This is a genomic window from Bradyrhizobium sp. (assembly GCF_035273305.1).
Lineage (GTDB): Bacteria > Pseudomonadota > Alphaproteobacteria > Rhizobiales > Xanthobacteraceae > Bradyrhizobium.
In genome coordinates, this window is sequence record NZ_DATEPI010000222.1 from 1 (window position 1) to 9,740 (window position 9,740).

Genomic DNA, 9,740 nt, shown 5'->3' on the forward strand with positions numbered 1-9,740 from the left:
CGTCGGCACACCGGCAAATTGGAGCCAACCGACGCGAGCGGTCAGCGCTCACAGGCACCACACAGAGTCTGAGCATTGAGCCATCATCGCGTAGCGCGCGTGTCAAATGGCCATGCCGATCGTGCCTTGGTTGCGCCACAACCGGCAACCGATTGTGGGTTGGGCTAATCTTGCTCGAAAGCCTGCTTGCACATTCCATGAGGCGTGAAGAGGCATTAAAACGGGCGAACTACCGCGCGCGATACACCAAACCGGCGTCCCGATTTCGAGCAATGCCCATTCAAGCAGCGGTTGAAGCGGTTGCAGGCCGCGGACTCCAGACAGTATCCACAAGTCATTTTTCTGCCGCACTGGGCCAACATTATCCACAGCAGTCGAGGCCAGTTTTGTAGGCGTGCTCCAGAGTAATTCGCGGCGGGAATTTCGGACGGAGACGGGGATCCAGCAGCGAGAGCGAAGATGGACACGCTTTACGATTTGCTCGGGGCTCTGCCAAACGATGATGCCGAAGGTCTGAGGACTGCATTCCGTAAAGCCGTCAAAGGCGCCCATCCTGATCTCAGGCCTGACGATCCGGATGCCGCGCTGAAATTCCGTCAGATCGTCCGGGCTAACGAAATCCTTGGCGACATTGAAGAGCGCGCGACTTACGACCATTTGCTCGAGCTCGCGCGGCTGGAGCAGGTTTCCGCATCCAAATACGCCGTCGCGGCCACCATTTATAAGCTTGCCTCCGGCGTGATCGCGCTCGCCGCAGCTTCCGTCGTGACGGTCGGAGGATATTTGCTGGTCGCCCACATCTCGGCGGCTTCGATAGCTCCGGGAAACGACGAGGACGTGACGTTCGCCTCGCCCGAGCTTGCCGCCGTGCAACCGGTTGATCCGGTGCCGGCTGCAGCCGAGATGAGCGCACCCGTGGTCAGACCTGAGAATGCAGTGATCACCAGCGAGACACTCGCGCCCATCCCTCCGATGCCCAGACCGAAGCCAGTGAGCATCCCTGCGGATAATCCCGGCGTGGCCGCGGAACGCGCCACCCGCGAGGCGAAAGTTTTGCGAGCCCGCGGACTTTCCGCTTATCGCAACGGCGATCTTAACGGCGCGATCGCCGATCTGGACCGGGCCCTGCAAGTCGACCCGAAGTTTTTGCCCGCGTACATCGACCGCAGCATCATCTTCTATCGCCAGCGAAAGTTCGACCACGCGTTCGCCGACCTGTCGCAAACCGGACCGGGCGGCAAGAAAGCAAGCCGGTCCAAACCGCTTTCAATCATTTCCAGGAAGACGCGGTTTGATCAGGCGGGCATCGCTCGACCGGCGATCACGTTCACCGAAAGGCTCCCGCTCGCGCAGGAACAATCCCGAGCGGACTACTTTACGTCGGCCATGCGCTAAAGCTAAGGCCTATGCTTGCGCGGGCGTCATCCCTCGTATCCGGGCTACCATCAGACGACGCGAGCCTGGCTGCTTCGGCAGGCATCAGCTGCTGCTACCTCTCGATGAACCGGAGAACGAGGTATGGTTAGAGCGATAGGAACGAGTTTTTCGAAATGACCACGCTCCCGGCGAAACTAGGCCTGTTGTTGCGCAAAGTTGCTGCGGCCGCTTTCGAATTTGCGGCCAAATTTAGGGCTCGCATCCGTCTCCCCGAAGCTAACAGTGAGATCCCCGTCAGCCCCGCCCTCCCCGAGGTTGCCGAAACCGCGAGAGCTGGGTCGAACGGCAACGGCGCGCCGGATCAACTCCAGACTTGCGCGAATTCGCCCGAACAGTCCGAACCGTCAGAAACGCTGTCGAGTGGTCCAGGCGAAAGAGAAAAACTCATTCGACGGCGCTGGAACGAGACCGGGGTCAAGATGTGGAGTTCCGATCTTCACGGGAGTGGGAAAGTACCGCTCAAAATTCAGGGACAGGCCGAGCTGCTGCCGGTTGCACCCGGCGAGAGCTCGCGCGCATACGACAAACTCGAATTCAGGCTGATCGACGGCCGCGTCGTTTGCGAGGGGGTCGTTATCGATCCGCCGAAAGCGCGTCGCCAGGTCGAGCACCGAATTCCGGCCTAAAGCCATGTCGGCGGAAAGGCGGGACGCTCCCCGCATCAGCACAAGGATGCGAGGTTAGGAGCGGCTTAGGTGTTGCGTTCGGTTGGCGGCTGATCGAGACGAATAATGAATCTCTCAAGTTCCCACACCTCAAGCGAATGCCGATCCAGCATCTGCCGTGCTTGCCGTATGGCCGACGCGTCGTCAGGGCACTCGATCGACCGGACCGCGATGAACTGGTCCATATGCCCGATCGTATAGACGCGGTACTCTGGCATGATACTTTCGGCCCATCTCCCGGATGGCCCATTGCAGGCGCAGCCTTGCCGGCGGTCTGTGCAGAAGTGAACACAATGGCAACCAGCAACGCGCGCTGACGCGATTGGGTTGTGGCCTGTTGCCCGGCTGCATCAGAAAATGGGAGCGGCGGTCGAATTGGCCGGGGCGCAGCCGCAAGCGCACGTCGCTCACGACAAACATTTTCAAAATCGCTTGGCACCGATTTGCGGTTTGGACGTTGCTGCAGTGCTCCAGTTTTGATTTGCCTGCAGAATAAGCCCATGAAGCAGATGACAACCTTCATCCAGCGTTTCTGGCGACGCGCCCAGAGGGCAAACGAGACCGACACCGCTGGTCGATATAGCGATAGCCGGGACCGCTCGAGCATGGCGGATTTTGTCCGCATCCTGCAGGCCCACGATCACCAGCAAACCGACGGCAATTCAGCGTAAGTCCAGAGCAGCGCCTCGCGGGCGGAGACTGACGCCGCCGGAGCTGAAGGACCTCGGCAGGCTCGGCAAGGTCCCGGGCGTGAAGATCACCCGTGAAGATCACCCTGGCCGCGTAGCCGAGCTAAGCGAAAATCGTGTTGCGGCGGCATTCTCGCGCGTTTGCCGCGCGGTCGCAGCGCGCCAGCCCTCGCTGGGCGACCGGGTAGTGCGTCGGCGAAATTAACCCTGATTCCCCATTAAGATTACATCTTAACTAATGATTAATTATGCATTTGCGGGCGCGAAATGCCCGGCCTAGCGTCGTTGAGGGGAGTGCGGCTCAAGCAACAAACGATCGGTACGGCCATGACGAATACAATGCGCAGCGCGTTTATCGCCTCTCTCGGCGCGATGGCGCTGATGTTCGCCGCGAGCGAGACCTCCGCGAGGTCGGGAGCCGTGCAGGGCGCCAGCGTCGCCGCGGCGCGCGCAATGGTCCATCCGGCGACTCCTACAATTGTCCGTCCGTTCCGACACCACCGCAGAGGCTTTATCGGACCCGCCGTCGGCGGCTTTTTCTACGGACCGGATGGCGCGCCGCTGGTCGATGTGACACAACCGCCCTCGAACGATTACCGTTACACCTATACGTATGATGTTCCCTGGGATTGGGCACATCGGTACCCGCCGAATGTCGTTCCGTCCGACCGGCCCTACGTGTCGACCTGCGGATCCGAGACGGTCACGGTCCCCGGCCGTGACGGGACGGAGCAAACCGTCAATGTCATGAGGTGCTACTAGCCGCGGCTATCTGGACACTCCGTTGTATGAAACAGGTCGTCTCAATTGACGGCCTGTTTTGTTTTCGAGTTGGCGCTCCCTAGGGGAATCGAACCCCTGTTTCAGCCTTGAGAGGGCCGCGTCCTAACCGCTAGACGAAGGGAGCGTGGCTTGACGGAATAGCCTTGAAATCCAGCGGCGGCAAGGCGGCTTTCGCCTTTCAGTTCGCAATGATCTTGTCGGCCGATCGCCGTTGCAAGGCCCGATCGGGCATCATGGCTCGTTGACAAATTTCAGCCGGCCCGTTGGTCTTAGCGTATGCGCCTCGAAGGTGCGGATTTCGGTCAACCCCCCGATTTCGAGTGTTACCACCAGTCGGTCACCCGTCACCGCGGTGGAGACGATCCGCGCGCCTTTCGGCAGCATCACCGTAGCGTCGGTCGTGACGGTGCTTCCCTCGGCGCGGAAAAGACGGTAGCCGATGGCGATCAGGACGGCCGCTACCGCCAGCGCGGTGGTAAGGCCCGCAATCAGCATCATCCGCCGCACCCGCGCAAACAAGGCGGCCTGCTCGGGGGTCGGTTCGGGCACTACAATATCGGTCATGCGAAACTCTTCAGGGATTGGCTCTTCTTTGCAACAAGACGCAGCGACCGGCGCCCGCCGACTGGAGCTCACCGTCGGCGACGACGAGGCCTCGGTCCGGCTCGACCGCGTGCTGGCCGCGAAAGTTCAGGAGTTGTCCCGCTCGCGTCTGAAAGCCCTGATCCTCGCCGGCCAGGTCAGCGTCAAAGCTGCGCCGGTCCGCGACCCCGCTTATCATGTCGCTCCGGGCGATACGATCACAATCGAGGTCCCGCAGGCGGTCCCGGCTGAGCCCGCCGGCGAGGACATCAAGCTGGATATCGTCTATGAGGACGACGACATCATCGTGATCGACAAGCCGAGAGGGCTGGTGGTCCATCCCGCCGCCGGTCACGAGACCGGAACGCTGGTCAACGCGCTGATCGCGCATTGCGGCGCCAGTCTTTCCGGGATCGGCGGGGTCAAGCGTCCCGGCATCGTGCATCGGCTTGATAAGGACACCACCGGCCTGATGGTGGTGGCGAAGAATGACCGCGCGCACCACTCGCTGACCGCGCAGTTTGCCGACCATGGCCGCAGCGGCCCGATGCGGCGCGGCTACATGGCCTTCGTCTGGGGCGTGCCGAACCGGCAGCGCGGCACGGTCGACGCGCCGATCGAGCGGCATCCGCACGCCCGCGAAAAAATGGCGGTGCGCGAGAGCGGTCGTGAGGCGGTTACACATTGGGAAATGCGGGAGAGTTTTGGCGGGCGCGACGGCAAGCCGGTCGCCGCGCTGCTCGAGTGCCAGCTCGAGACCGGGCGCACGCACCAGATCAGGGTCCATCTCGCTCATATCGGCCATCCGCTGATGGGCGACGGCACGTACGGTCCCCACTTCAAGACGAAGGCCAGCCATCTCGGCCCCGCAAGTCAGAAGGCCTTGACCGCCCTCGGACGCCAAGCGCTGCACGCATACCTCCTTAGGTTCGAACACCCCAAAACGGGAGAAATTTTGCACTGGGAATCGCCTGTGCCAGAGGATTTGGCTCTCCTGCAAAACGCGCTGCGGGCGACCCTATGACGCAGGTCGGTTTGAAAACTATCGTTATGCCAATGGGTTATATCTGCCACACGCCGACGTGACCCCCTCTATTCTTCCAAAGAGTGATCGAAATGGTGTATGCTGCACTTGCGTTGAATATCCAACGCGGAACATCGCAGCGCGACTGGCTTTAACAAAAGCGGTCGTCTGCCGGGCCCGCCGCTGTCGGGGGCCTGAACCACTGGAGGGCGCTAAATGGCCCGTACAGCTACCTTGCCGGTTCTCAATGGAGAATCCGGCCTGTCGAGATACCTCGCCGAGATCCGCAAGTTTCCGATGCTGGAACCCCAGCAGGAATACATGCTCGCCAAACGCTGGCGCGAGCATGACGATCGCGACGCGGCACATCACCTTGTCACCAGCCATCTCCGGCTCGTGGCCAAAATAGCCATGGGCTATCGCGGCTACGGCTTGCCCATTTCCGAGGTCGTCTCGGAGGGCAACGTCGGCCTGATGCAGGCGGTGAAGCGGTTCGAGCCCGACAAGGGCTTCCGCCTCGCCACCTATGCCATGTGGTGGATCAAGGCGTCCATACAAGAGTACATCCTGCGTTCGTGGTCGCTCGTGAAGATGGGCACCACCGCGAACCAGAAGAAGCTGTTCTTCAACCTGCGCAAGGCCAAGAGCAAGATCTCCGCTCTGGACGAGGGCGATTTGCACCCTGACCAGGTGAAGCTGATTGCCAAGCGTCTCGGGGTGACCGATCAGGACGTGATCGATATGAATCGGCGTCTTGGCGGCGACGCCTCGCTCAACGCGCCGATCCGCGATGACGGCGAAGCGGGTGAATGGCAGGACTGGCTGGTCGATACCGCGCCCAACCAGGAAGCGATCATGGCGGAGCATGAGGAGTTCGATCATCGCCGCGAGGCGCTGAACGGCGCAATGGACGTGCTCAATCCGCGGGAACGCCGCATTTTCGAAGCGCGGCGCCTGGCCGAAGAACCGATGACACTGGAAGACCTCGCCGCCGAGTTCGGCGTGTCGCGCGAACGCGTGCGGCAGATCGAGGTCCGCGCCTTCGAGAAGGTGCAGTCGGCCGTCAAGGGCACCATCGCCCGGCAGGAACAGGCGGCGCTCGAAGCGGCACACTGACTTCCGGCGTAAGCAAGAGTGAGAAAAGCCGGCGGCAACGCCGGCTTTTTTGTGGGCGTTATCCATTCGATCTGCGCCATGGAGCGGCGCTTGCCAAAGCTCGGTTGATTTGGCCGCGTACCGGCACTTGGTTGGCTGTGTCAGTGAGATGAGAAATTGAGCACCCGGGCGCGCTGTTCAGGGATCGTCTCGGCGGCGATTGATGCTTCGGTGGGGGCAGGATCATAAACCGCGTGGCGGTTCTTGCCGCTGTTCTTGGCTGCATAGAGCGCGTGGTCGGCGGCAGCCATCAGCCGGTCCGGGAAGGTGCCGATCTCAGGCGTCCATTGTGCGACGCCGATCGACAGCGAAATCGGGATGTCGCTACCGACGCAAGCCTCGGCATCCAGCCGGCACACATCGAGGATGCGGCGCGCGATCATCGATCCTTCGCGCAACCGCGAGGACGGCAGCACCACACAGAACTCATCGCCGCCGGTGCGCGCCAGCATGTCGCCGGTGCGCAGGCGGGTCTGCGCCATCAGCGTAAAGTGCTGCAGGCAGGCATCGCCCGCGGCGTGACCATGAGTGTCGTTGACCGCCTTGAAGCCGTCGAGATCGATCACCAGCAGTGCGAATGGTTCGCCGCTGCGGTCCGACCGCGCGCATTCCTCGCTCAGGCGCTGCAGCAGATGACGCCGATTGCCCACGCCGGTGAGATCGTCGAGCAGCGCGAGATCGGCGACCTCGTTGCGCAACCGGTCCATCGCCATCAACAGAAAACCGAAATTCCAGGACATCGACAAGAACATCAGCATCAGCACGATCAAGGACTGCGCGGAATTGGAGCTGACGTACGAGAAATCGCCAATGTGAAGCAGCGTGCCGCCGGCGCGCACCGCGTACAGCGCGATGATTAGAATGGAAACAAGGCCAGCGAGCCGGGCGCCCGGACTGACGCGGCCATTTTGGCCGGAGAGCAGCAGCTTCAGGCTCAGGGCCATCGGTATCGTCTGCGCGACCGAATAGACCAGAATCCGCATCTCCATACTGTCATAGACGAAGATGAAAAAACTCAGGATGGCGAAGCTCGAGCCGGTAATCAGCGCGGTGAGGCGCCAACTTACTGGCCGGTCGTAGAACCGCTTGATGCCCATGAATGCGAGGCAGGCCGCAAAAATCAACATCGTGCCGCCGGCGAGCAGCGGCAGCAGCGAAACATTATCGGCCAGGCGCAAACTTGCGGTCGCCGCGCCCGCTGCGGCGGCAAAGGCGGAGCCAGTCCAGAACCGCGCCGCGTCGAATCTCGGATAGCTGCGCGCGACGTACGTCCAGATTAGGCCCAGCGAGAGAAAATTGACGACGAACACCGTCCATAGCGTTGGAACGCTCAGCATTGCGACCGCAAGACGCGTATCGCCCTGCCTCCCCGGTTCTCGACGCACTTGCCCATGGACGCCCTTTATTTCTTTCGTGTGAGAGTGCAGCCGTGTCGCTTAACGGACTCTCACCGCGCAGCAGCAATCGATGCCGTGGTTTTGAATTCATGAAGAGCACGCGCGCTGCGGGGATCGATGCAGCGCAGTCTCGCATTGGCGTATCGTTAACCCTGATGAGGCGCGCAACGCGTGAGTGCGCCGAGCATTGTTGGCGATGCCGCGCGGACCGCGGTGAAAAGACGGCAGAAAGCATAACAACTGTGGATAACGGGATGACACCGGCGTGACGGTGGGGGCAGCGCGCCGCGAATCTGTTGGGATTGTGTTCGAGGATATTGCGAGGCTGGCCCTCCGCCGAGCATGCCTCGTGTCGCGTTTCCATCCATTAAACCTTGAGAGGATACTATGGCTAAGAAAGCGAAGAAGGCGAAAAAGGCGAAGAAGGCCAAGAAGTCGAAGAAGGGCAAGAAGTAACCTGCGAGCCCGGGTGGAGCGCTCAGCTCTGCCCGGGCACTGGCTAAAGCCAAACATTTTTCAGCACGGCGGGCCTCGAGCCCGCTCTTTTATTTTTCAAAGCATCGTCCTTGCGAACCAGCCGGTAGCGCCGGATGCGCGCCCGATGACGGGCCCCGCGAACCAAGCGATGGAGCGACGCGAGCAGTAGACTGCTTCGTCACGTTCGCTCCTCTCCATAACGATCGCACTTTCTTGTCGCTCCCCTCTTTGGGAAAGCGCTCTCGAAAGTGTCGCAAGTGCGCGGCTGTTCGATTGCCAAAGCCGGTCAGCCGTATATGGATTCCGGCGCAAGGCATTTCCGCCCGTGATGGAGCTGACACATGACTGTTATCCGCGGAGCCGCTGCCGCCGTGACCGGCGCGGCCAGTGGCATCGGCCGGGCGCTGGCGCTCGAGCTTGCGGCGCGCGGTTGCGACCTGGCTTTGGCCGATCGCGACCAGGCGGGGCTGCAGGCGGTCGCGGCAGAGATCGCCAAAGCTGGCTCGCGCAAAGTCAGCGTGCATGGGGTCGATGTTGCCGAGCCCGGCCAGATCGAGGCCTTCGCACAAGCTGCGATCGCAGCGCATCCCCGACTCAATATCGTGATCAACAACGCCGGCGTCGCGCTGCTCGGGCAATTCACCGAAATCGACCAGGCGCAGATGGAATGGCTGATGAACATCAATTTCTGGGGCGTGGTGCATTCGACGCGCGCGTTCCTGCCGCATCTTTCGCGTCAGAAAGAGGCGCACATCGTTAATCTGTCGAGCATCTTCGGCATCGTCGCGCCGCCCGGCCAGACCGCATATTCGGCGGCGAAGTTCGCCGTGCGCGGTTTTTCGGAAAGCCTGCGGCATGAGCTAAAATTTGCGGCAAGCCCGGTGCGACTGTCGGTGGTGCATCCGGGCGGCGTCGCCACCAACATCGCCCGCAACTCCCGCACCGGCAGCGGCATCAATGATAATGCGCGGCGCGCCCAATCGATCGAGCGTTTCGACAGCTTTGCCAAGACCACGCCGGCCGCCGCCGCGCTGCGTATCATCAGTGGAATCGAGAAGAACCAGCCGCGCATTTTGATCGGCAACGATGCACGCTTCATGGATCTGGTGCAGCGCTTGCGCCCCGGCACATACTGGACCGTACTCGGTCGGCGGATCGAGAAGCTGGCGAAGATGGGAAAGTAGCGTGAGCAAGTTGTCTCTGCTCGTCTCTGCTCGTCGTCCCTGTGAACGCAGGGACGACGCTGATAGAGTTGGCGCGCCGCGTTTCCCCATTGTGGCGAGCGAAGCTCGCTCTTTCTTATCCCTCCTGTGGCCAAGACGAAGCTCCCTCTTTCTTATCCCTCCCACTCTTGTGGGGAGGGTGGCTGCCGGAAGGCCAGTCGGGTGGGGTTGGCAGTGAACAGGCGCGTACGTCTCGATCGACAACGGGAAGCCCCCACCCGGCGCTTCGCGCCACCCCAGAGCGAGCTTCGCTCGTCTCGACCCCACCAAGTGACCACGAAGTGGGACGGATAGGAAACAGCGAACTC

General features: G+C 61.6%; 10 protein-coding genes and 1 tRNA gene. 7 read left to right on the forward strand and 4 right to left on the reverse strand.

Annotation, left to right across the window (positions count from 1 at the left end; all coding sequences use genetic code 11):
• Positions 1-459: 459 nt before the first annotated feature.
• Together VJV58_RS15095 and VJV58_RS15100 are read left to right on the forward strand one after the other, a co-directional pair.
• Positions 460-1,395 carry a DnaJ domain-containing protein gene (locus VJV58_RS15095; RefSeq protein ID WP_324138171.1) on the forward strand — a complete coding sequence of 312 codons (936 nt, stop codon included), beginning with the start codon at positions 460-462 and terminating at the stop codon, positions 1,393-1,395.
• 155 nt (positions 1,396-1,550) lie between these two features.
• On the forward strand, positions 1,551-2,063 hold the full coding sequence (locus tag VJV58_RS15100; protein ID WP_324138172.1) for a hypothetical protein: 513 nt from the start codon (positions 1,551-1,553) through the stop codon (positions 2,061-2,063).
• Positions 2,064-2,128: 65 nt separating this feature from the next.
• On the opposite strand, the gene VJV58_RS15105 is transcribed toward VJV58_RS15100, so the two are convergent.
• Positions 2,129-2,320, reverse strand: a complete 192-nt coding sequence (locus tag VJV58_RS15105) for a hypothetical protein (RefSeq protein ID WP_324138173.1) — start codon at positions 2,318-2,320, stop codon at positions 2,129-2,131.
• A gap of 282 nt (positions 2,321-2,602) precedes the next feature.
• Here VJV58_RS15105 and VJV58_RS15110 point away from each other — a divergent pair, with 282 nt between their 5' ends.
• Together VJV58_RS15110 and VJV58_RS15115 are read left to right on the forward strand one after the other, a co-directional pair.
• The gene (locus VJV58_RS15110; RefSeq protein WP_324138174.1) at positions 2,603-2,773 is read left to right on the forward strand and encodes a hypothetical protein; all 171 of its coding nucleotides are present in this window, start codon (positions 2,603-2,605) and stop codon (positions 2,771-2,773) included.
• A gap of 345 nt (positions 2,774-3,118) precedes the next feature.
• Positions 3,119-3,553, forward strand: a complete 435-nt coding sequence (locus VJV58_RS15115) for a hypothetical protein (RefSeq protein ID WP_324138175.1) — start codon at positions 3,119-3,121, stop codon at positions 3,551-3,553.
• A gap of 70 nt (positions 3,554-3,623) precedes the next feature.
• Here the strand turns inward: VJV58_RS15115 and VJV58_RS15120 are convergent.
• Together VJV58_RS15120 and VJV58_RS15125 are read right to left on the reverse strand one after the other, a co-directional pair.
• Positions 3,624-3,698: transfer RNA gene (locus tag VJV58_RS15120), tRNA-Glu, on the reverse strand.
• Between the two features lie 107 nt (positions 3,699-3,805).
• The gene (locus VJV58_RS15125) at positions 3,806-4,138 is read right to left on the reverse strand and encodes a hypothetical protein (RefSeq protein ID WP_324138176.1); all 333 of its coding nucleotides are present in this window, start codon (positions 4,136-4,138) and stop codon (positions 3,806-3,808) included.
• Between VJV58_RS15125 and VJV58_RS15130 the strand changes: the two genes are divergently transcribed.
• Together VJV58_RS15130 and rpoH are read left to right on the forward strand one after the other, a co-directional pair.
• Positions 4,137-5,180 carry an RluA family pseudouridine synthase gene (locus tag VJV58_RS15130; protein ID WP_324138177.1) on the forward strand — a complete coding sequence of 348 codons (1,044 nt, stop codon included), beginning with the start codon at positions 4,137-4,139 and terminating at the stop codon, positions 5,178-5,180. The genes VJV58_RS15125 and VJV58_RS15130 overlap by 2 nt on opposite strands.
• A 216-nt stretch (positions 5,181-5,396) precedes the next feature.
• The gene (rpoH, locus tag VJV58_RS15135; protein WP_324138178.1) at positions 5,397-6,296 is read left to right on the forward strand and encodes an RNA polymerase sigma factor RpoH; all 900 of its coding nucleotides are present in this window, start codon (positions 5,397-5,399) and stop codon (positions 6,294-6,296) included.
• A 140-nt stretch (positions 6,297-6,436) separates the two neighbouring features.
• On the opposite strand, the gene VJV58_RS15140 is transcribed toward rpoH, so the two are convergent.
• A complete protein-coding gene (locus VJV58_RS15140) occupies positions 6,437-7,672 on the reverse strand; it encodes a GGDEF domain-containing protein (RefSeq protein WP_324138179.1) in 1,236 nt (411 codons plus the stop codon).
• A gap of 878 nt (positions 7,673-8,550) precedes the next feature.
• On the opposite strand from VJV58_RS15140, the gene VJV58_RS15145 reads away from it, so the two are divergent.
• A complete protein-coding gene (locus tag VJV58_RS15145; protein ID WP_324138180.1) occupies positions 8,551-9,393 on the forward strand; it encodes an SDR family NAD(P)-dependent oxidoreductase in 843 nt (280 codons plus the stop codon).
• The last annotated feature ends 347 nt before the right edge of the window (positions 9,394-9,740 follow it).

What these genes read in the sequence shown, in the direction of transcription:
- VJV58_RS15145 (WP_324138180.1), top strand. Translation starts at nt 8,551, where the DNA reads ATGACTGTTATCCGCGGAGCCGCTGCCGCCGTGACCGGCGCGGCCAGT.
- VJV58_RS15130 (WP_324138177.1), top strand. Translation starts at nt 4,137, where the DNA reads ATGCGAAACTCTTCAGGGATTGGCTCTTCTTTGCAACAAGACGCAGCG.
- VJV58_RS15100 (WP_324138172.1), top strand. Translation starts at nt 1,551, where the DNA reads ATGACCACGCTCCCGGCGAAACTAGGCCTGTTGTTGCGCAAAGTTGCT.
- VJV58_RS15105 (WP_324138173.1), bottom strand. Translation starts at nt 2,320, where the DNA reads ATGCCAGAGTACCGCGTCTATACGATCGGGCATATGGACCAGTTCATC.
- VJV58_RS15140 (WP_324138179.1), bottom strand. Translation starts at nt 7,672, where the DNA reads ATGCTGAGCGTTCCAACGCTATGGACGGTGTTCGTCGTCAATTTTCTC.
- VJV58_RS15110 (WP_324138174.1), top strand. Translation starts at nt 2,603, where the DNA reads ATGAAGCAGATGACAACCTTCATCCAGCGTTTCTGGCGACGCGCCCAG.
- rpoH (WP_324138178.1), top strand. Translation starts at nt 5,397, where the DNA reads ATGGCCCGTACAGCTACCTTGCCGGTTCTCAATGGAGAATCCGGCCTG.
- VJV58_RS15095 (WP_324138171.1), top strand. Translation starts at nt 460, where the DNA reads ATGGACACGCTTTACGATTTGCTCGGGGCTCTGCCAAACGATGATGCC.
- VJV58_RS15115 (WP_324138175.1), top strand. Translation starts at nt 3,119, where the DNA reads ATGACGAATACAATGCGCAGCGCGTTTATCGCCTCTCTCGGCGCGATG.
- VJV58_RS15125 (WP_324138176.1), bottom strand. Translation starts at nt 4,138, where the DNA reads ATGACCGATATTGTAGTGCCCGAACCGACCCCCGAGCAGGCCGCCTTG.